Source organism: Pseudomonas sp. o96-267 (assembly GCF_003935465.1).
Lineage (GTDB): Bacteria > Pseudomonadota > Gammaproteobacteria > Pseudomonadales > Pseudomonadaceae > Aquipseudomonas > Aquipseudomonas sediminis.
In genome coordinates this window covers 95,358-115,444 of record NZ_RHQP01000007.1, presented here as the reverse complement: position 1 = coordinate 115,444, position 20,087 = coordinate 95,358, and the positions used below count along the sequence as shown (strand labels likewise).

Sequence of the window (20,087 nt, the reverse complement as noted above, 5' to 3'; positions counted from 1 at the left end):
CATCGCGCTGCCAACGACTAGGCTTGGAGCAATTGTTCAGAGGTCATCTTCATGCGTCGTGCAATCGTTGTGCTGTTGGTCGTGGCCTCGTGCTCAAGCACTCAAGCTGGTGAACTCGATGGCCACTACCGGGCCACGCTCGACGGCCAGTCGAGCGAGCTGATCCTGCGCCAGAACGACACCATGGTGGAAGGCGAGTACGTGGAGAACCAGCATCTACGCCTGATCGTCAAAGGCCGTTACGACGGCAAACTGCTACGTGCCGAGATCAGCGACCCACAGACCGGCCTGCTGCTGGCCAACATGAACGCCACCTATGCCAACGCCATGCTCAACACCAGCATTGCGGCGCGCAATCCCCGCAACGGCGAGGCGCTGGAACGCCAGGCATTGTTCCAGCGCGAAGCCGCAACAACGGCGGCGACGCCTTCCGTCGCAGGCGCTCAGGATTCGGCGCTGGTCGGCACCTGGGTGCACGAGAAGATCATCAACAGCGGCGGCGCCAACTTCGCCTCGTTCAACACCCTGATGACCCTTCAACTGAATGCCGACGGTAGCGTCACGCAGTGGAGTCGCTCGGTCGGCGGCGGCAGCGACTGGAGCTACGACAGCCCCGGCGAGATGCAGTACAGCGGCCACTGGCGCAGCCAGGACGGCATGCTGATGGTGCGCCTGAGTGGCGCCACCGATTATCAACCTGCCGCCTACTACCGCTTCAGCGACCAGTACCTGGTCACCGAGAGCAATACCGGCAAGATGATCTGGCAGCGCCGCCGCTGAGTGACGGGGTCAGGCAGTCTGATGCAGGCGCACGTTGAACAGCGGCCCCTGGCTGAAGCGCGACAGCGCCTTGGCCCCGGCCAGCACACCCAGGTCGATCAGCGGTTCGACCAGGATCACGCTCATATAGGCCAGACCGAAACTGCCCACGGCCGCCAGGTTCTCGCTGGAGAAGCCGTGACCGTAGAAGGCCCAGAACGCAACCCAGGCGACGATGCCGCCCTGATAGGCAGTCGACAGCGCCAGCGCCTGCTTGTAGGAAAGATCGACGTACGCGGTGCCGGGCGCAACGATGCGCTTGGCCAGCAGGCTGATGCCCCACAGCGGGATCAGCAGCGTGGTGACGTTCATGCCGTACTGCGGCAGGTCGAACTGAGCGAACAGCAGCCCCTGCAGCAGCAAACCAGCCGCCAGACCGATGGCTGCGGCACCAGCGCCGAACAGCAACAACAAGGTAGAACCAAGGATCAGGTGCACCTCGGAAACGCCCACCGCATGATGCGGAAACACCTCGAAGAAGCAGAACACCAGCGCGGTGGTCAGCAGGCTGCGCAGCGCCAGGGCGGCGGCACCACCGTTGCTGCGGACGCTGTCCAGGGCGAGTTTGGCGGTCAGGCCGAAAGCGGTGACGGCCGTTGCGTAGCTGAGCAGGATCTTGGCGCCTTCGACGACACCGGGTTCGATATGCATGCGAGTTCCTTTGCCGCGCCCACCGCGCGACGATTCGGATAGAGGGTGGGCGAAACGCCCGTTGTCGATGGCAGGTCTCCTGGCTCACGGCTTGGCACTCCGCCCGCCTTCCCGACCGGAGTCAGTGGCATGAGGGCATCGTTCGCCGCTTACAGTTGCGGGGGCAGCCAGGGCATTGGCGAGAGTCGCCGCACCCTGTTCCCTTTTCATCCGCATCACGTACGTGCACGCAGAACCATCGGCGGCAAGATTACTCGCCTGCCCGGCTAAAAAACAGCGCGCAGAGTGGCGCTTGGCTCATTCCCTCTGACGCGGGGAACACAACCCAGGCTGGGCGCTGCGGGCCATAGTCGCCGGTTCATCCCCGCTGGCGCGGGGAACACGTGCGCACGCAGATCCAGAACCTGGCGGCGCAGCGGTTCATCCCCGCTGGCGCGGGGAACACGGTCATCAAGGCGCGCATCGAGGCCGCGAAGGCGGTTCATCCCCGCTGGCGCGGGGAACACGAGGGAGCTTATGCCGTGGCCGATGAGCCGGGCGGTTCATCCCCGCTGGCGCGGGGAACACCGCGCTAGCGATTACGTCGCCCGTGATTTTGCCGGTTCATCCCCGCTGGCGCGGGGAACACAGCGGCAAGATTCAAGTCGGCGCCGGCAAAGACGGTTCATCCCCGCTGGCGCGGGGAACACTGGACTGCCACTGGCGCGCCTGGTGGGAACATCGGTTCATCCCCGCTGGCGCGGGGAACACCTCACCAACTACCTCACCGAGGCAGACCGGGCCGGTTCATCCCCGCTGGCGCGGGGAACACGGCGAGCATGCCGGGCATGGCGGCGCGGATGGCGGTTCATCCCCGCTGGCGCGGGGAACACCAGGCCATGTTGGTGCACTGGGCGTACATGGTCGGTTCATCCCCGCTGGCGCGGGGAACACCCGAGCAGGTCGACACGGGTTTCGTCCACACGCGGTTCATCCCCGCTGGCGCGGGGAACACTTCGGCGAGAAGTGGATCGATTCAGCCGATTGCGGTTCATCCCCGCTGGCGCGGGGAACACGCTTAACTACGGCCCCATTTCTGAGATTGTTGCGGTTCATCCCCGCTGGCGCGGGGAACACTCCTGAGTTTTCTTCCTTGCTGCCTCGAAGCTCGGTTCATCCCCGCTGGCGCGGGGAACACTGGCTGGTGATGCCTATCTCGTCGCGGGAGATCGGTTCATCCCCGCTGGCGCGGGGAACACTTCATCGGCCTGATGGTCGGCACCTACCTCGGCGGTTCATCCCCGCTGGCGCGGGGAACACATCGGTCGCTGCATGCCGAAATCATTGCCCGCCGGTTCATCCCCGCTGGCGCGGGGAACACGGTGCAGGCGGTGGTGATGGTGTGCTCGGTGTCGGTTCATCCCCGCTGGCGCGGGGAACACCGGTAGATCTCGGGAATCTCCACCGCATTCACCGGTTCATCCCCGCTGGCGCGGGGAACACGCGTCACCGATCGCGAAAAACAGATCCGACAGCGGTTCATCCCCGCTGGCGCGGGGAACACACCACCGAAGTTCTGGAGATCCTGCAATGAGCCGGTTCATCCCCGCTGGCGCGGGGAACACCAGAATGGAAGCTAAACCCCGATATTACGCGGCGGTTCATCCCCGCTGGCGCGGGGAACACTCGCCCTGGATCCGGGCCTCGGCCTGGCGGGCCGGTTCATCCCCGCTGGCGCGGGGAACACACCCGAAGTACAAAAACCACTCCGAGCATCAGCGGTTCATCCCCGCTGGCGCGGGGAACACCAGATTGCCATGGCTCAGCAAATCACCATGGACGGTTCATCCCCGCTGGCGCGGGGAACACGGCCTGTATTGAAATAGTCGCGAAGGCAATAACGGTTCATCCCCGCTGGCGCGGGGAACACGTAATCAAATCCCCCTCACGCCAATTCCGCCAAGGTTCATCCCCGCTGGCGCGGGGAACACCCTTAGCGTAACCAACTGTTCCTAAAGGGGAAAATCAGCCGCTAAAAATCTACCAACTTTTCTTTGTTAAAGATCAGGGTTTTCCAAGGGGTGAAAGGCGACCAGATTCAGGCCATCGAAGTCCACCGGCAAACGGCGATTCGGGCCTAGCGTCTGGAACTCGTAACCCGACTCGTGGTTGCTCGCCCAGGCCATGACCACGTTGCCGTCTTCATGTCCCTGGCTCAATTGCTCCCAGATCATTTCCCGGGTGCGTTTGGATACGTCGCCGATGTAAACACCCGCACGCACCTCCAGCAGCCAGATGGCCATACGCCCACGCAGGCGCGGCGGGACGTTCTCGGTGACCACGACCAGAAAGCTCATTACTGCGCCCTGTGCCCGGCGTCGCCGATGCTTTCAGGATTGGGAATAGCCGGTGGCACTGACTCCGGCGGTGCTTCAGGCGGCGAGATGCCGCCAGCGGACAGCACCTCTTCGATGGTGGGAATGATCTTCGCCAGGATCTTGCTGGAGCGGAACAGGTCGCGGCAGCCGAGACGCACCTCACGCTCGGGCAGGTGCGGAGCCTTGGCGGCGATGCGAAAGGCCAGCGGCACCACGGTCTCGAACTTGAACAGGTCGGCGATATCGTAGACGAAGGACAACGGTTTGCCGGTGTGGATAAACCCCACCGCCGGCGCATAGCCTGCCGCCAGCACGGCGGCTTCGGTAATGCCATACAGGCAGGAAGTCGCTGCCGACAGGCAACGGTTGGGTATGTCCGCTGCATCCCACTCGTTGCGGTCATAGTTACGCGCGCGCCAGTCGACGCCGTATTGCTTGGCCAGCAACTTGTAGGTTTCGCGCACGCGGGCGCCCTCGATGCCACGCAACTGCTCGACGCTGCGCCGGGCCGGTGCTGGCTCCTGAAAACGCAGTTCGTACATTTTGCGCACCACCTTGAGCCGCAGTTCGTCATCCAGCGCCAGCTTGGCCTGGTAGAGCAAGCGATCCGCCCGCGCCCCGCCCGGCTGACCACTGGCATACAGGCGCACGCCGGACTCGCCCACCCACACCAGCAAAGTGCCGACAGTGGAAGCCAGATGCACGGCGGCATGCGAAACACGCGTACCGGGTTCGAGCATGATGCAAGCCACCGAACCAACCGGGATGTGCATGCGCACGCCGGTCTTGTCGATCACCACGAAGGCGCCATCCTGCACGTCGATCTGCCCGTACTGGACGAAGATCATCGACACCCGATCCTTCATCGGAAGGGGTTTGAGCGGAGGCAGCAGGTTACCGGCCATGTTCAGACGCCCTCATCGAGCAATGGCTGCCGAGTAGCTTCGACCAATACGCGCATTTGCCGAATAGCCAGTTCGTTCAATTTCTGCAGGCGCTCGGACTGGGGCAGCCCTTCACTGATGAAGTGCGCGTTCATCGATTCCAAGTTGGCCAGACAGACCAATTGATGGATGTCGGCATGATCGCGAAGATTGCCTTTCAGCCCTGGGTTGGCATCACGCCATTGTCGAGCGGTGACGCCGAACAATGCCACGTTCAACAGGTCGGCCTCACTGGCATAAACGAAGCTGATCTGCTGTGCGCTCAAGGTTTCGGGAATCAGATTCTCGCGGATGGCATCGGTATGGATCAGGTAATTGACCTTGGCCAGGTTGCGGCGAATATCCCAACCCAACTGCTGAAACTCTTGCTCCTTGAGCCGCTGAAACTCCTTGATCAGGTAGAGCTTGAACTCCACCGAAATCCAACTGGCGAACTCGAAGGCAATATCCTTCTGGGCAAAGGTGCCGCCGTAACGCCCAGCCTTGGAGACCAAGCCGATGGCGCCGGTTCGCTCGATCCACTGTTTTGGGGTCAGGGTGAAGCTATTAAGCCCTGCCTGCTTTTTAAACCCATCGAATTCGATGGGTTTAAAATCTGGGTTATTGAGTTGCTCCCAGATCCCCAGAAACTCTACGGTATTACGGTTTCGCAACCAGTTACCGATCAGAATGTCCGTACGATCAGGGCTCTTATATCGCGCGATATCCGTTATGGAGATGTACTCAACCCCATCCTTGATATGCGTATTGATGTCCTGCTCCAGCACCTGCAGCTTGGCTTTCATGCTGCCCTCCATATCTGCTCCAGAATCAGCCGCGCCCCACGCTGAGCAGCCCACAACCGAACGCCTTGCCCGGGCCGATGCCTTGTTCAAGCGCTCGACTGAAGGTCGCCAGTTCGTGCACCTGCAAACGCCCCTCGAAACACACCCGTTGCAGGCTGATGCGGCTATCGCCCTTGCGGCTGGCCAACACATCACTGGCCGTGACCAGGGCCGCTTCGACCATAAAACCATGGCGCTCGCCCTGACGATTCAGCCAGGCAAGCTGCTCCTGCTCGCCCACCAGACCATAGCGTTTGCCCCGGCGCGTCACGGTTGGATTGGCCAGCAGACGAAAGCGATAACGCGCCCCGCCCTCGACCCACGTCAGGAGATCGAGTGGTTTGCTTTCGATCTCACGTTGCAGGTAGTTGGGCAACATCTGCAAGGCCGACCAGTTGCCAGACTGCGCCGATTGCACCAGCACCACTGGGCTTGCCCAGGCATTACTGCCCGCTTCCAGACGCCAGAGAAAACGCGCCGGAGCACTCTGCTCATCGGTCACGAAGGCACGGGCCAACGTACGGTGCATCTCGTAGGCATCGGACAAATCACGCCGCGCCTGCGTGCTGCGCGGGTCAAGCGTCAGTCTGGTCAGGTACATGCAGCACTCCCGATTTCACGAAACGTGGGCCGAAACGACGCTCGGCAAAAGGTGCGACCGGCTGATCCAGGCGGATGGCGCCTTCCTGATCATCTTCCAGCAGGCAGCGCAGGGTCGGCTGCAGGTCACCTCGGCGCGCACTGACCAGCCGTGGGTACTGCGCCAACGCCGCCTCCAGCGGCAGGGGCGAGAGGCCATCCGGCAGCCAGACAGGCATGCCCGGTACGAAGCTCTTGCGCCCCAATGCCAGCGGCCAATGCGGAGCACGCAAGGCAGTGTGAATGAGCGCGAGCAAGGCTTCGTCCGTGCCCTCCAGGCCGACCAGAAAGGCCGCATCGCAGAGGTAATAGCGCGGGCTGACCACGGTACGGCGCAAGTCCGACTTACCAGTGGCGATCAACACGCCGGTAGCGGTCTGGTAATCGCGCATCGGCACGCCTTCGTGGTCGACACGCACGCCCATACGCAGGGCAGCTAGGTCATCCACCGGCTCCAGGCGATCACGCCCCAGCGCCGCACAGACCAGGCCGAGCACGCCCGACTTGGAAGGCTCCAACTGGGTATCACGCTCATCGAAACGACTGGTGGTGCCCCAGGATTGCATCGGCCCCTGCAAACGCAGCAACAGGGTGGCCATGTTCAGCCCTCCAGTTGCGCGGCGATCTGCGTACGTACCCAGGCCGCCAGCTCGCCCAGGTTCTGTACTTGCGCGCCCTTCTGCGCCGGCCAGGCGTCGCTCAGATCGAGGTACGCCCACTGATCGCGGGCATCGGCATAGACCGCCGCCAGCTTGCTCTCGTGTTTGGCCAGCTCGCTGACCGACAGCCCGGTCAACGATGCATCCTGACGGGCAGCGATGGGCTTCTCGAAGGCATTGGCCAGGTTCAGCGGGCCGGCATGGCGCAGACAAACGCCGACGAAGCTCGGCAGGTTGTGCGCGGCGAAGGTGTTCTGCTTGCCCGTCGGGATGGCGCGCACCACGGCCTGGGTGAAGGCTTCCAGGGCGGACAGGGTCAGCTCGCGATCCTGCTGCAGGTTGCCGAGCAGTTTGCCGGCATCGACCACTGCATAACGGTACAAGGTGGCGGAGTTGAACTCCACCTGGCCGATCATGCCGGCGCCGGTTTCGTCCGGCCCGCCCTTGTCGTCGACGGCGGTGAAGTAGTCGAACTCACGTTCCACACGGTGCGTACTGATGGCATGAGCCACCTGGCAGGCGGCGTCCTGGTTGACCTCCGGCATATCGGCGAGCATGCGCCCAAACAGCGCCACGTCCACGGCCTTGCCACCGTCGAGCAGGGCCTTGGCCTTTTTCACCACATCCGCCGGGGCGCTGGCCTTGGCTTCCTTCTTGCCCTTCTTCTCGCCACCGGCCGGAGCACCGGCGAGTTCGTCCCAGTGTTGCTCAATGAGGTTGGCGAAACCGGCGATTTCGGCCTCGCCGAGAAACAGCAGGTACTCGGTCTTGCCGTCATCCTTGAGCTTGAGGCCGGCAGCGGCCAGCGCCACTTCGATCTTGCCTTCGGCTTCGAGCGGGTCACGCCCGGCCAGACGCTCCAGCAACAGCGCCTTAAGCTTCTTGGTACGTACGCCGCGATGCTCCGGGGCGACCAGTTCATGCTCTTGCGCCGCCAGGCGAATGGCGCGCTTGAAGCACTGGCTGCTGACCCGCGCGCGGCGATGGCCACCGAACAGGGCATCCTTGGGCGCGCCGGTGTCGTCACGGTTGAGGTTGGATGGGGCGAAGTTCTGGATCAGGTGAAACTCGACAAACAGACTCATGATATCCCTCTCAGTCGTTGGCAGCTTGTTCGGTGGGTTCAGCAGCAGGCGCAGCCAGGGCGCGATAGAAGTCGCGCGCCCAGCGCTGGCGCACGTTGTCGCGGCGCTCGGCATCGATATGTGGGTTGAGCCAGACACTCAGGTCGCGTAGCAGCACGCCGTAGTCCAGAGCCCGGTCATCGGCGGCCAGCAGGCTGATGATCTGGCGCAGATACACCGCCAGGTTTTCCGCATCGGCGCCAAGCAAGGCGATGAAACGTTGTTCGATGCTAGCGCTTTCACGCTTGCGCATGAGCTCGCCAAGGCTTGCAGCCAGGCTTCTGGCGCCGTGATGCGGATGAGCGGCGTATAGGCCAGCCGTCAGGTACAGCGCCAGGCGTGATGCATCCTGGGCATGCCGCTCGACCGCGACGAAGCGCTCCACATACGGATAAACCGGCGGATAGCTGCCTGGTTCGAAGGTCAGGCTGCGACGCAGGGTGGCCATGGCGCCCCGGTCACGCTCCTGCAAGCGCTGCAAATGCGCGATAAAGCTCTGCGCGAACTCACTCATACGCGAACCTCCTTGTCGGTTGTGGGAGTTACCCGCAACGGAGCAAGCAGCCCCAGCAGGCGTGGATGGTGACGTGCTTCGGCACGTAGGGCTTTGGCGCCTCGGCCCAATCCGGCCAGCACGGCCTGCCAGGCATCACGGGCGGCGTCATGCAGGCTTTGCCGCCAGAGTGCTTCGGCCTCGTCCAGCTCGTCGTTGCCCAGCAGCACCATGACGCGCCCGAGATGACGCTCGGCGCTGGCGAAGTACAAAGCCCCCGCCGAACCGGCATCGATCACGCTGCGCGCTCGCGCCCAGGTGTCCTTGCTGCCTGGGTCGGGCAGGGTTTCGGCGAGCATGCCGGTGGCCAGCTTGCGCAAGGCGGTGAACAACTCTTCGGCATCACGCACATAGCGGCGTAGCTCGTTGGCGTGATCGGCTGAGGCAAGCAGTTTGGCCGGTAGCGCGATGCGCTCGGAGCGCCAGCGCAGCAGTTTGGCCTGATCACTGGCCAGACCGGCGATCAGTAGCGGCTGCACGCCACCGCCCAGGTAGAACTGCAGATTGGCCGCCCACTCCAGCACGGCGGCAGGCAGCGAGGCTTTACCTTCAGCGTCCGGCAACAGAGCAGGAAGATCACGCCACAGGGCACGGCCTTCGCTGAAACTCAGGCGCACCATGCTATTGCTGCCGGCCCGATAGCTGGCCATGGGGTCGGGGGCCTGCACGTCATCGCCCAGTGCCAAACCAGCGGCGAAGCGAATCCACTGCACACGCTGCTCATCGTCCGCCAATAGCAGCACGGCACGGCTCTGCCGGGTGTAGCGATCATTGGGGCCGCTCGCCATCTCAGGGTCGCCACGCAGTTGGGTAATGCTCAGCGCGTTGCGTTCCCAGGCGGGCAGGTCTTCATGCCCCGCCTGAGTCGGTGGATGCAGGGCCAGGCACAAGCTTTGCGACAGCGAATCGCCCACAGGCATTACCGCTGCTGTATTGGCCAACGCACCGGCTTTGTCGGAATCGCGCAACGTCTTGACCAGACCGCCAGGGGTGAACTGCAGAAAGCCCAGCAAGGTGCGCAACGCATCGGCAGCACTGATGCTGCGCGGCGCCAGGTCACAGGAGTGATCGAACACCACCGGCGCATTGCCGTTGGCGCTGGCCAGGGAAATTTGCGTCCAGGGCTTGAGCTTGTCGCGGGTTTCTTCGGCGTCGGCCAGCACCGCCACTTGCATGAAGGGATACTGCGGATGGACCAGCCAGAAGCGTTCGCGCCAGCGCTGCAGGTAATCGCGGATAGCCGTCAGCGGCAATCTACCCTGATACCAGCGCAGGCGTTCGGCATCCGTCCAGCGCCCTTGTGCCTGACTGATGGCGCGGTGGGTAATGGCCAGCAACAACCGGTATTGAGCGATCAGACTCGGCGGTGAAGTCTCCGCCAAGGCGCTGATCTCGCCGGCCTGCTCGAAAAGCGCCAGCAAGCCCAGGTCACGCACCTGCCCATCATGCATCCGTACCGCCAGCCATGGCTCGTCGAGCAGATTGAAAGACTCACTCATGCCTATCCCCCATTCCCTGTTGCCACGATTCCATATCCTTTTCCCTGAATCCGACAGGCCTGCAGTAAAGCAGACAAAGTGCCACTATGGAATGAGCCAAATCAGCCCATGCCACCTGTCCTCCTGCCGCTTGGTTTCTCCAGCTGCATGCTACGATGCACCAACCCTGTAACACATCGAGGTGCTCAGCATGAGTGAAGCCACCTTTACCTTTCGCGTAGACGACGCCCTGAAAAGCGAATTTGCCCAGGCCGCCAAAGCTCGCGACCGCACTGGCGCGCAATTGCTGCGCGACTTCATGCGCGACTTCGTCCGGCAGCAGCAAGAGGCTGCCGAGCACGATGCCTGGCTGCGCCGCCAGGTACAGATGGGGCTGGATTCGGCCAATGCCGGTGAGTTGCTCAGCAGCGAAGAGGTCGAAGCCGAAGCCGCCGCATGGCGTGCTGAAATGCGTCGCAAGCTGGACAACGCCGCGTCGTGAAGCTGGCCTGGACGCGCCTTGCGCTTAACGACCGCCAAGCCATCCGCAGTTATATCGCTCAGGACAATCCCATTGCCGCCCTGGCGCTGGATGAGTTGTTCATGGAGAAAACCAGCCGCCTGGCCGATCATCCCAGCTTGGGGCGGCCGGGCCGGGTAAGTGGCACTCGCGAGCTGGTCGTGCATCAGCACTATCTGATGATCTACGACCTGGCCGATGACCAGGTTCGGATACTCCGGGTGTTGCATACGGCCCGCCAGTGGCCAAGTGCTGACTGAACTTAGCTCGTGCGCTGATAGACCAGCCCGAGCTCATCATCCAGACGCACCGTCAAACGCCCGATCTGCAGGCAGCCATCGATCAGTACCAGCGGCTTGAGATGACGTAGCAGCGGATGCTCGCTGAACGACCGCCGCGACTCCAGCGCTTGGGCATGCTTGACCAACGCAGCGCGTGAGGTTTTTAGCTGGCGGGCATGGAGCTGTTTGGCCAGAGCATTGGACAAAAGCTGATCGGGGTCGAAGACCTCGCCATTCAGGGCCAAGCTCCAGCCGCCGGGCACCTGATGCACGGGAATCAGCGTCACGGAGTCGTCGCCAAGGCGAGTGTAGTTGGGCAACCCCAAGCCTTCCTCGCCCTCTTCATAGCCGCGATTCTTCTGGGTGTAGGCGTTTTGCGGTTCGGCCTCGGGATCGATGGCGACATTGAGTGCCATCATGCGCTCGGTCTGTCGTTTGCCCAAGTGACTGCCGTAGGCCTCATCCTCGATAAAGGCACGATCCACTTCGGCCAGATCAGCCGGTAAATCCTCGCTGTCATACACCGCCTGCACCAACCGGTCGATGTCCTGCGGCAGATGCAGCGCCTGCTCGCGCGACAGCAATGCCCAGGTGCGCCCAAGAATGTAGGGCTCGTAGACATATTCCCAAGCCGTGCTCTTGAGATCGGGCAAGGTTTCAGGCGCCAGCCCCGCCACATACAAGGTCGCCTGGCGATGCGCCTCGGGGCGCTCAGGTTTGTGGCGATGCAAACGACCAGCGCGCTGCAGGATCAGATCCACCGGGGCCAGGTCGGTAAGCATGAAATCGAAGTCGATATCCAGGCTCTGCTCGGCCACCTGAGTGGCGATCAGCAAAGCCTTTGTTGGTCGCGCACCGACCTCGCCAAAACGCGCCAGCACAGCCTGCTCCTGCTCGCTGCGCTGATTGGCCGGGAAGCGCGCATGAAAGAGCAGCAGCGGCACCTCATCAGCCAACTCGGTCTTTAGTTTTAGATAAAGGTTTTGCGCGCGGTCCACGGTATTGACGATCAGCGCACCACATCCACCTTGCTGCACAAGCTCACAGGCCTTGGCGACCAGGCTGTCAATATCTTCCGCCACGGCCTGCAGGTGAATCGGCGGTAACGGCCGTGACTCGCAGGTGTCGCCCTTGAGGCCACGATCATCGGCCAACAACAGGCGCGGATAGCTCAGCTCGGGCGCGTTCTCCGGGGCAACGCCCCAGGCACGTAGCAAGGCATCGCGACGCGGCGCCGGCAAGGTAGCGCTCATCAGCACCACCGAACTGCCCATCGCCTTGAGCCAACGCAGCAAGGCTTCGATCAGGCCGCTGGTATAGGTGTCGTAGGCATGTACTTCATCGAGAACCACCACGCGGTTGCTCAAACCCCATAAGCGCACGAAATGGTGTTTGACGTTGAGTGTGGCGAACAACGCCTGATCCACGGTGCCGACGCCATAAGGCGACAGCAACGGACGGCGGCGCTGAGAGAACCAGGCCGACGAAGACACGCTCTCGCCCTCGGCACCATAAATGCCACGTAACGCCAGCACCTGTTCGTTGAGCCCGGCGCCGCCATGCACCAGTTGCACATCCAGCGCCGTATCACCCGAGAAACTGTGGAGAAAGGTCAAGGCACGGTTGAACAATGCATTGCCCGTGGCCTGTGTTGGCAGCGCGACGTAGAGACCGCGATGCTGGTTGGCCGCCTGCAGGCGCAGGTGAGCGAGAAAGGCCAGCTCGGTCTTGCCCTCGCCCATCGGTGCCTCGACCAACAGCAGCGCCGGGCCTTGCACACCATCGAGCAGGCGATCGGCTTGCGCTTGCAGCGGACGCGCTGTCAGCTCGGGGCGCTGTACGATCCGGGCGATCAGATGATCTGCCGTGGCCGGCACAGTCAGCAGAGGTTGAAAGGCTCGCCATCCGATCTGCCGCAAGGCCTGATCGGCGCGCACGCAGGCATCGGCATGATGCTCGACCAATAGCGCATGGCGCTCGCCCAGGGGAAACCATTCCGGGTTGGAGCCGACCCAGTCAGCCACGCTGGTAAGACCCGCCAGCCACTGCACCGCCGGCTGTGACAAGGCTTCGATTTGCGGCACGCCCTGTGGCGCCAATACCGCCCAGTAAGCCATGAATATCTGCCGACGCGCCTCACCCCAGGCAGGCGGTTCGAACGCCGGTTTGGCCCGATTGAATTCGCTTTGGTTGAAGTTGTAGCCATGGTGGGCGCTGATGGCTTGCAAGACATGACGGATCCAAAGCAGATGGCCGATGCCCTGCCCTGGCAAGTGCTCCCAGAGCAACGCTGCGCTGGCGCAAGCATGGTCGGTAACGCCCAGGGCACGGTCGGGAAAGGCCAGCCCAAGCGCCTCATCAGCTTGTCGCCCTTCGAGCCATTTGTCCTGAAAGCCGGGGATGGCCTTGCCGAAGTCATGCAGGCCTACCAGGCAGGCAACCCAGCGGGCGACATGCTCGCGCTCCAACCCCAGCGCTTGAGCGGCCCAGTCCAGCGTGCTCGCAGGCTCATGGGCAAGCATCCGCTCGGCCACCGCCGCCACATCCAGCAAATGCGCCAGCACACCATGGCCGAAGCCATCGCCACTCTTGGCCCAAAGACGACGGGCCTGCTCGCTGAGATCGGCGAATCCTTTCATCTGGCACTCCTTGGCATCGTGAGACTCGACCTGAAACAAAGTGCCAGCATAGCTAGCACCCGACAATCATGCCGATTTCTATACAAGCAGCACTGGCACAGGATTGACCACGACCTTGTGCATCAGACTGCCGCGCTCATAGCACGAAGTGCTTCGGACGTTAGGGCAGGGGCAAGGCTTATTTCTTCATCCCCCGCTGACCTCAAGCCCTACACCCAATGCCACGGTTCATCCCCGCTCACGCGGGGAACACGTCTTCGCCCTCGATCTCCTCACTGGGGATCTCGGTTCATCCCCGCTCACGCGGGGAACACGAGCGTAAGGCGATGATGGAGTGGTGGCAGGACCGGTTCATCCCCGCTCACGCGGGGAACACTGGAGATCCACGACAGACGCCATGAATGCGCGCGGTTCATCCCCGCTCACGCGGGGAACACTATCGACGGGCTGCTGTACGGTGGCCATCAGACGGTTCATCCCCGCTCACGCGGGGAACACCACACCTTCTGCCCCGTACGCGCCGGAGTGAACGGTTCATCCCCGCTCACGCGGGGAACACAACGCCATGAGCGCCGAACTGCGCGCCTTCGCCGGTTCATCCCCGCTCACGCGGGGAACACTCGTGGCCCTGCTTTTTGGCGTCAGTGATCGACGGTTCATCCCCGCTCACGCGGGGAACACTTGATGTCGGGCGTCATGGCGACGATCAGGCGCGGTTCATCCCCGCTCACGCGGGGAACACGTCGGGCGCGCCGCTGTGCTCCAGCTCGTCCACCGGTTCATCCCCGCTCACGCGGGGAACACCTCTGGCGACAGGATCGACCGGCGTTTCATCTCGGTTCATCCCCGCTCACGCGGGGAACACACGCCGTCGACCACCACGCGCGCGCGGATCCGCGGTTCATCCCCGCTCACGCGGGGAACACGAAATCGCCAACTGCTACTTCGAAGCCCTGTACGGTTCATCCCCGCTCACGCGGGGAACACCAGATCGCGCGCCTGCAGGGCCTCAAGGGCGACGGTTCATCCCCGCTCACGCGGGGAACACGAGCAGGATGGTGGTGTCGAGGTCTGCTGGGTCGGTTCATCCCCGCTCACGCGGGGAACACGTCTCCTCGAACTCGCAGGCGACCTCGTCGGCCGGTTCATCCCCGCTCACGCGGGGAACACTCCGGTTGGCGGTCAGGGGCGAATGACGATGCCGGTTCATCCCCGCTCACGCGGGGAACACATCGGCAAGCCGGGTGGCCGCAAGCCCACCGACGGTTCATCCCCGCTCACGCGGGGAACACATCGATGCGGTGCTGGATGCGCCGGCACTTGCCGGTTCATCCCCGCTCACGCGGGGAACACCTCGAGCTGGTGCGAGGTCAAATGCGGTTTCGCGGTTCATCCCCGCTCACGCGGGGAACACTCGAACTCGCCCGCCTTCTTGAACCGGCCCAGCGGTTCATCCCCGCTCACGCGGGGAACACATGTGCATGTAGCACGGGCATGAAAAAGGCGCCGGTTCATCCCCGCTCACGCGGGGAACACATCAAATAGCGCCCGTGACGGTCGAGAAGCTCCGGTTCATCCCCGCTCACGCGGGGAACACTTGAGAGGAGGCCTGTAAAAACAGGGGTTTGCCGGTTCATCCCCGCTCACGCGGGGAACACACTTAGCGTAACCAATTGTTCCCAAAGGGAAAAATCAGCCGCTAAAAATCTACCAACTTTTCCTTGTTAAAGATCGCTCAAGAATCAAAGCAGATTCGGCGTGCTACGCGCCAGCAACGCCTCGACATCGACACCTCGCGGCAGAGTGCCATAGACCCGGCCACGGCCTTCCAGCCGGCTGGCGATAAAGGCATCGGAGACGGTGGCGTTGCCCGCCTCCAGCAGCAGCTTGGCCTGCAGCGCCACGGCCATGTCTTCGGTGAGCTGGCGCGCGCGGTACTGGATATCGGCGGTATCGGCAAAATCGGCTTTCAGACGCTGAATATGTGCCTTCAGACGGGCATCGCCATGGCCATCGCCCAGCTCGGCGAACAACGCATCGAGTACGCCGGGCTCCTTGGACAATGCGCGCAGCACGTCCAGGCATTGCACGTTGCCGGAGCCTTCCCAGATCGAGTTGACCGGCGCTTCGCGGTACAGACGCGGCAGGATGGTTTCCTCGACGTAACCGGCGCCCCCCATGCACTCGCTGGCCTCGTAGATCATTTCCGGCGCGCGCTTGCAGATCCAGTACTTGCCCACGGCTGTGACCAGACGAGCGAATTTGTCTTCCTGCGCGTCATGCTGGTGGTCGAGCGCGCGGCCCATGCGCATGCACAGCGCCAGCGCAGCTTCGCTCTCCAGCGCCAGGTCGGCCAGCACGTTCTGCATCAACGGCTGGTCGGCGAGCAGCTTGCCGCCCACCTGACGATGCGCGCAGTGGTGAGCGGCCTGGGTCAGCGCCTGGCGCATCAGACTGCTGGAGCCGACCATGCAATCGAAGCGGGTCATGGCCACCATCTCGATGATGGTCGGCACGCCGCGCCCTTCCTCACCGAGCATCCAGGCGAAGGCGCCGCGATACTCCACCTCGCTGGAAGCGTTGGCCCAGTTACCCAGTTTGTTCTTCAGGCGCTGGATGTAAAACGCGTTGCGTGAGCCGTCCGGGCGATGACGCGGCAGCAGGAAACACGACAGGCCCTTGTCGGTGTAAGCCAGGGTAAGGAAGGCGTCGCACATCGGCGCCGAGCAGAACCATTTATGGCCAACCAGCTCGTAGCCCTGCCCCGGCCCACCGAGGCCGATGGGATAGGCGCGGGTGGTGTTGGCGCGCACGTCGGTGCCGCCCTGCTTCTCGGTCATGGCCATGCCGATGGTGACGCCGGTCTTCTGCTCCATCGGCAGGTTGCGCGGGTCGTACTCGGTGGCGAGGATCTTCGGCAGCCATTGCTCGGCCACGTTGGGCTGCAGGCGAATGGCGGGCACCGCGGCAAAGGTCATTGTCAGCGGGCAGCCACTGGCCGCTTCGGCCTGGCTGTGCATATAGGTCAGTCCGGCGCGGGCGACATGGGCGCCGGCGCGCGGGTCGGTCCAGGGCAGCGACGGCAGACCGTGCTCGACCGCCGTGCGCATCAGCTCGTGGTAGGCCGGGTGAAACTCCACCAGATCGATACGATTACCGTAGCGGTCATGACTCTTGAACACTGGCTTGTTCTCGTTGGCGAGAAAGCCGGCCTGCATCAGCGCTCCACCGGCAAGCGCACCATAGGCGCTCAGGCGCTCGTCTGCCCAGGCGCCGTCATAACGACGAGTCCATTCCTGCAATGGCAGATCGAGGCGATAGAGGTTGGCGCCATCCAGGCTCGGCACCTGGTTGAACACCTCGTGGGTTTCGGCATGCAGGCTGGGTCTCATCGCGTGGGCTCCTCGGCGCCGACGGCGCGCAGGCAAAAGGTGGCAAGACTGGCGCTGACCTGCGCCAGCTCCAGGGTGGGTTGACCGGCTTCGCGCGCGGCGCGAGCAGGTGGCGACAGAGGGCCGACCAGCGCTTCGGCAATCGCGCCGACCAGGCAGGCCGCCATCAGGCCGATCTGCTCGACGCGAAATTCACCGGCCCCGGCGCCCTCCTCCAACAGATCGATGAACAGTTCGGCGTAGGCTTCGCGGTAGAGCAGGCGCTGCTCATCGACCTCCGGATCGACCGGTTCGGCGATCAGCGCAAAAGCCATGCGGCGGCTGTGCCAGGCGCGGGCGGCGAACTGCTCAAGACCGATGCGCAAGCGCTCACTGGCGCTGCCCGGCCCGCGCAGGGCGGCGGCCAGGGCATCCACCTCACGCTGACTGGCAGCGGCGAAGACCTCGGCGGCCAGTTCACCCTTGCTACGAAAGTGGCGGTACAGACTGCCCGTGGCGATACCGACATCATCGGCCAGCGCCTGCATGGTCAGGGCGGCGAAACCGCCCTCTGCCACTCGCAGCAAGGCGCAGTCGAGGATGCGCTGGCGCTGCGCCTGATCGCGGTCGAGTCGAGCTTCGGTGATGCGATAAGCCATGGTCTGAACCCTGATTCACTTGCATGCAGTGAATCAGGATTCAGACCATGGCTAAAGGGACGATCCGGCCAAATCTGCGGCCTATCCCAAGAATGAGGCTGCGGGGTGTCAGAGCGGAGCAGCGCCGCCGGAAACCGTGGCTGGACGGCACAGCACCCAGTCGTGCAGCAGCACGCGCAGCTCCTCGAACTTCACCGGTTTGGCCAGGTAATCGCTCATCCCTGCGGCCAGGCAGCGTTCGCGATCACCGCTGTGGCTATGGGCGGTGATCGCCAGCACCGGCAGTTCGGTGCACCCCGGCAGGGCACGCAGTGCGCGGCAAGTGGCGAAGCCATCCATCACCGGCATCTGGCAATCCAGCAGCACGGCATCGACGCTTTCATTGCGTAGCAGCTCCAGCGCTTCGGCACCGTTGTCGGCGGTTCGCACACGGTAGCCCAGCTTGAGCAGCATGCCGCGGGTCACCAACTGGTTGATCGCATTGTCCTCGACGATCAGCACCGTGCACTGCTGCGCCTGGCGCTGTACCGTGCCGCTCTGCGCACGCGGCGGACGCACGATCGGCGCCGCCTGCTGCTGCGGCAACGTCAGCGGTACGTTGAGACGAAAACGGCTGCCGAATCCGGGCTGCGACTCATGACTGAGGCTGCCACCGAGCAGGTCGACCAGTTGCCGGCAGATCGCCAGGCCAATGCCCAGGCCGCCATATTTGCGGGTCATGGACCCGTCGAGCTGATGGAAGCGCTGATACAGATCGCCCTCATGAGCGAAGCCAATACCGCTGTCGCAGACCAGCACGCTCAGCGGCAGGTTGCCACCCACACTATCGGCACGGCCGACCTGCAGGGTCACACCGCCCTCGCTGGTGAACTTGATGGCATTGTCCAGCAGGTAGCCCAGTGCCTGAGCCAGCTTGGCGGCGTCACCCTCCAGGGTATCGGGCAGGTTGTCGTCCAGTTCCAGGGCGAAGGTCAGCCCCTTGTCCTCAGCGCGCGGCGCGTACTGGGCACGCAGGCCATCGAACAATCCACGCAGGCTGAACGCCTCACGCCGCGGATAAAGCTTGCCGGCCTGCAGTTCGGTGAGGGCGAGGATATCGTTGACCATGCGCATCATGTCGCGCGCGGAGGTCGCGGCGGTCTTCTGGTACTGCTCCAGCTCGATGTCCATCTTCACCGTCTGCATCAGCTCCAGCGAGCCGATCACGCCATTCATCGGCGTGCGCAGTTCGTGGGTGACGGTGGCGAGGAACTCGTCCTTGAAGCGGTTGCTGTCGGCCAACTCCTGGTTCAACGCTTCGAGCTTGCGTCCGGCTTCCTGGAGGATGCGCGTGCGCTCTTCCTTCATCGCGTTGATGCGATCAGCCAGAGCCAGCGACAGCAGGCCCACTTCCAGGGCCGAGCCGATCTGGCTGGCGTACATGGTGAGAAAGACATTAGGCAGGTGCCCCAGCACCATCAACGTATTGACGATGCCGCCGACGAGGAAGGCCGTCCAGGCGAAGATGAAATAGCGCGCCACGCGCATGCCGCGCAGCCAGGCGAGGATGCCGGCGGCGAAGATCACCACGGTGAACAGCAGGGCCAGGTAGGTGGCCAGGCGCAGCGCGGTCGCGTAACTGATGCACAACGCCAGGACCATCACCACGGCGCCGCAGGCCATCAGCAGCAGCAACAGACGGTCGACCCAGGGACTGTGTTCCGAGGTATGCAGGAAGCTGCGCGCGAACTGGCAGCCGAACAAGGCGGCCGAGCCGATCATGAAGGGCGTGGCGGCGTTGGCCCACCAGGGGCTGTTGGGCCAGAAGTACTCGATGCCGGCACCGTTCACCGATATCTGGTAAAGGCCGAACGAGGCGATGTAGAGGATGTAATAGAGGTAACTGGGGTCGCGGACGCTGAGGAAGATGAACAGGTTGTAGACCAGCATCACCAGCAGTACGCCGTAGATGATACCGAGCACGTAGATGCGCCCCGGCTGCTCCTCCAGATAGGCATTGGGTGCCCACAGGGTCAGCGGCGCCTGGATCGAGCCCTGGCTTTCCAGGCGCAGATAAATGCGCTTTTCCTGGTTTGGCTCGAGGTTCAACTCGAAGAGGTAGTTGTTCTGGCGGATCTGCCGACTATCGAAGGGCAAGGCATCGCCAGTGCGTTGAGCCAACGCGAAGCCGCCCGCTTCATCCGGCAGGTACAGTTCCAGGTGATCGAGCGGTGGGTAGGCCAGTTCCAGCAGCCAGTTGCGCGCACCCGGTGCCTGCTGCGGCAAGTAGTGCAAATCCAGCCGCAGCCAGAATACCGAACGCGAATAGCCGGCATTGAGCACAGGCTTGTCATGCAGGCGGAAGCTGCCTTGTACAGCCGGCGAGGCGATATCGTCGATGCTGGCATCGCCACGCACGTCTTCGAACACGTACATGCTCTGCCCCAGCGGCAGGGCGCGAGTCTGCTCGTCGAAGGTAACAGCGCCCACGAGCGAAGGAAGAAAGATGCTCACGATGAGCAGGAGCAGCCGGTACATACAACTCCAGAACCCTGTCGAACGACGCCCAGGCCCCCATTAGCCCATCAGA

Annotated in this window: 16 protein-coding genes, 2 CRISPR repeat arrays and 1 riboswitch; of the genes, 3 read left to right on the top strand and 13 right to left on the bottom strand. The window is 63.3% G+C overall.

Annotation, left to right across the window (positions count from 1 at the left end):
- Positions 1-51 precede the first annotated feature (51 nt).
- A complete protein-coding gene (locus tag EGJ86_RS06645; protein WP_106733511.1) occupies positions 52-780 on the top strand; it encodes a hypothetical protein in 729 nt (242 codons plus the stop codon).
- 9 nt (positions 781-789) lie between these two features.
- Here EGJ86_RS06645 and EGJ86_RS06640 read toward each other — a convergent pair whose 3' ends face one another.
- The 9 genes from EGJ86_RS06640 to casA form a co-directional block, all read right to left on the bottom strand.
- Positions 790-1,470, bottom strand: a complete 681-nt coding sequence (locus tag EGJ86_RS06640; RefSeq protein WP_106733510.1) for an energy-coupling factor ABC transporter permease — start codon at positions 1,468-1,470, stop codon at positions 790-792.
- 51 nt (positions 1,471-1,521) lie between these two features.
- Positions 1,522-1,725: riboswitch (cobalamin riboswitch) on the bottom strand.
- A 38-nt stretch (positions 1,726-1,763) separates the two neighbouring features.
- Positions 1,764-3,440: a CRISPR direct-repeat array (repeat unit 29 nt; unit sequence CGGTTCATCCCCGCTGGCGCGGGGAACAC).
- A gap of 66 nt (positions 3,441-3,506) precedes the next feature.
- Positions 3,507-3,806, bottom strand: coding sequence for a type I-E CRISPR-associated endoribonuclease Cas2e (gene cas2e / locus EGJ86_RS06635; protein WP_125834496.1), 300 nt, complete (start codon positions 3,804-3,806; stop codon positions 3,507-3,509).
- Entirely contained in the window at positions 3,806-4,732 is a 927-nt protein-coding gene (cas1e, locus tag EGJ86_RS06630) for a type I-E CRISPR-associated endonuclease Cas1e (RefSeq protein WP_218565875.1), read from the bottom strand. The genes cas2e and cas1e overlap by 1 nt, the downstream gene beginning before the upstream one ends.
- A gap of 2 nt (positions 4,733-4,734) precedes the next feature.
- A complete protein-coding gene (locus EGJ86_RS06625) occupies positions 4,735-5,556 on the bottom strand; it encodes a KilA-N domain-containing protein (protein WP_125834495.1) in 822 nt (273 codons plus the stop codon).
- A gap of 25 nt (positions 5,557-5,581) precedes the next feature.
- Complete coding sequence (gene cas6e, locus EGJ86_RS06620; protein ID WP_125834494.1) at positions 5,582-6,196, bottom strand: type I-E CRISPR-associated protein Cas6/Cse3/CasE; 615 nt, start codon at positions 6,194-6,196, stop codon at positions 5,582-5,584.
- Positions 6,171-6,833 (bottom strand): type I-E CRISPR-associated protein Cas5/CasD, encoded by a 663-nt coding sequence (gene cas5e, locus EGJ86_RS06615; protein ID WP_125834493.1) that lies wholly within the window; start codon positions 6,831-6,833, stop codon positions 6,171-6,173. Before cas5e ends, cas6e begins: the two co-directional genes overlap by 26 nt.
- Positions 6,834-6,835: 2 nt before the next feature.
- Positions 6,836-7,978 (bottom strand): type I-E CRISPR-associated protein Cas7/Cse4/CasC, encoded by a 1,143-nt coding sequence (cas7e, locus tag EGJ86_RS06610; RefSeq protein WP_125834492.1) that lies wholly within the window; start codon positions 7,976-7,978, stop codon positions 6,836-6,838.
- 10 nt (positions 7,979-7,988) lie between these two features.
- On the bottom strand, positions 7,989-8,531 hold the full coding sequence (gene casB, locus EGJ86_RS06605) for a type I-E CRISPR-associated protein Cse2/CasB (protein WP_125834491.1): 543 nt from the start codon (positions 8,529-8,531) through the stop codon (positions 7,989-7,991).
- Positions 8,528-10,069 carry a type I-E CRISPR-associated protein Cse1/CasA gene (gene casA, locus EGJ86_RS06600; protein WP_125834490.1) on the bottom strand — a complete coding sequence of 514 codons (1,542 nt, stop codon included), beginning with the start codon at positions 10,067-10,069 and terminating at the stop codon, positions 8,528-8,530. Before casA ends, casB begins: the two co-directional genes overlap by 4 nt.
- Before the next feature lie 190 nt (positions 10,070-10,259).
- On the opposite strand from casA, the gene EGJ86_RS06595 reads away from it, so the two are divergent.
- Together EGJ86_RS06595 and EGJ86_RS06590 are read left to right on the top strand one after the other, a co-directional pair.
- On the top strand, positions 10,260-10,550 hold the full coding sequence (locus EGJ86_RS06595; RefSeq protein WP_125834489.1) for a CopG family ribbon-helix-helix protein: 291 nt from the start codon (positions 10,260-10,262) through the stop codon (positions 10,548-10,550).
- Entirely contained in the window at positions 10,547-10,828 is a 282-nt protein-coding gene (locus EGJ86_RS06590) for a type II toxin-antitoxin system RelE/ParE family toxin (protein ID WP_125834488.1), read from the top strand. The genes EGJ86_RS06595 and EGJ86_RS06590 overlap by 4 nt, the downstream gene beginning before the upstream one ends.
- Before the next feature lie 2 nt (positions 10,829-10,830).
- Here EGJ86_RS06590 and cas3 read toward each other — a convergent pair whose 3' ends face one another.
- The 4 genes from cas3 to EGJ86_RS06570 all read right to left on the bottom strand — a co-directional run bounded on the left by cas3 (position 10,831) and on the right by EGJ86_RS06570 (position 20,035).
- The gene (gene cas3 / locus EGJ86_RS06585; protein ID WP_125834487.1) at positions 10,831-13,488 is read right to left on the bottom strand and encodes a CRISPR-associated helicase Cas3'; all 2,658 of its coding nucleotides are present in this window, start codon (positions 13,486-13,488) and stop codon (positions 10,831-10,833) included.
- 224 nt (positions 13,489-13,712) lie between these two features.
- Positions 13,713-15,146: direct repeats of the CRISPR family, unit length 29 nt; unit sequence CGGTTCATCCCCGCTCACGCGGGGAACAC.
- A gap of 84 nt (positions 15,147-15,230) precedes the next feature.
- Positions 15,231-16,880, bottom strand: a complete 1,650-nt coding sequence (locus EGJ86_RS06580; protein ID WP_125834486.1) for an acyl-CoA dehydrogenase family protein — start codon at positions 16,878-16,880, stop codon at positions 15,231-15,233.
- Positions 16,877-17,518: a TetR/AcrR family transcriptional regulator gene (locus EGJ86_RS06575; RefSeq protein ID WP_125834485.1), complete on the bottom strand. Its 642-nt coding sequence runs from the start codon at positions 17,516-17,518 to the stop codon at positions 16,877-16,879. The genes EGJ86_RS06580 and EGJ86_RS06575 overlap by 4 nt, the downstream gene beginning before the upstream one ends.
- A gap of 108 nt (positions 17,519-17,626) precedes the next feature.
- Positions 17,627-20,035 carry a hybrid sensor histidine kinase/response regulator gene (locus EGJ86_RS06570; RefSeq protein WP_125834484.1) on the bottom strand — a complete coding sequence of 803 codons (2,409 nt, stop codon included), beginning with the start codon at positions 20,033-20,035 and terminating at the stop codon, positions 17,627-17,629.
- Between the last annotated feature and the right edge of the window lie 52 nt (positions 20,036-20,087).

Coding starts and splice junctions, on each gene's coding strand:
- EGJ86_RS06645 (WP_106733511.1), top strand. CDS start 52: ATGCGTCGTGCAATCGTTGTGCTGTTGGTCGTGGCCTCGTGCTCAAGC.
- EGJ86_RS06640 (WP_106733510.1), bottom strand. CDS start 1,470: ATGCATATCGAACCCGGTGTCGTCGAAGGCGCCAAGATCCTGCTCAGC.
- cas2e (WP_125834496.1), bottom strand. CDS start 3,806: ATGAGCTTTCTGGTCGTGGTCACCGAGAACGTCCCGCCGCGCCTGCGT.
- cas1e (WP_218565875.1), bottom strand. CDS start 4,732: ATGGCCGGTAACCTGCTGCCTCCGCTCAAACCCCTTCCGATGAAGGAT.
- EGJ86_RS06625 (WP_125834495.1), bottom strand. CDS start 5,556: ATGAAAGCCAAGCTGCAGGTGCTGGAGCAGGACATCAATACGCATATC.
- cas6e (WP_125834494.1), bottom strand. CDS start 6,196: ATGTACCTGACCAGACTGACGCTTGACCCGCGCAGCACGCAGGCGCGG.
- cas5e (WP_125834493.1), bottom strand. CDS start 6,833: ATGGCCACCCTGTTGCTGCGTTTGCAGGGGCCGATGCAATCCTGGGGC.
- cas7e (WP_125834492.1), bottom strand. CDS start 7,978: ATGAGTCTGTTTGTCGAGTTTCACCTGATCCAGAACTTCGCCCCATCC.
- casB (WP_125834491.1), bottom strand. CDS start 8,531: ATGAGTGAGTTCGCGCAGAGCTTTATCGCGCATTTGCAGCGCTTGCAG.
- casA (WP_125834490.1), bottom strand. CDS start 10,069: ATGAGTGAGTCTTTCAATCTGCTCGACGAGCCATGGCTGGCGGTACGG.
- EGJ86_RS06595 (WP_125834489.1), top strand. CDS start 10,260: ATGAGTGAAGCCACCTTTACCTTTCGCGTAGACGACGCCCTGAAAAGC.
- cas3 (WP_125834487.1), bottom strand. CDS start 13,488: ATGAAAGGATTCGCCGATCTCAGCGAGCAGGCCCGTCGTCTTTGGGCC.
- EGJ86_RS06580 (WP_125834486.1), bottom strand. CDS start 16,880: ATGAGACCCAGCCTGCATGCCGAAACCCACGAGGTGTTCAACCAGGTG.
- EGJ86_RS06575 (WP_125834485.1), bottom strand. CDS start 17,518: ATGGCTTATCGCATCACCGAAGCTCGACTCGACCGCGATCAGGCGCAG.
- EGJ86_RS06570 (WP_125834484.1), bottom strand. CDS start 20,035: ATGTACCGGCTGCTCCTGCTCATCGTGAGCATCTTTCTTCCTTCGCTC.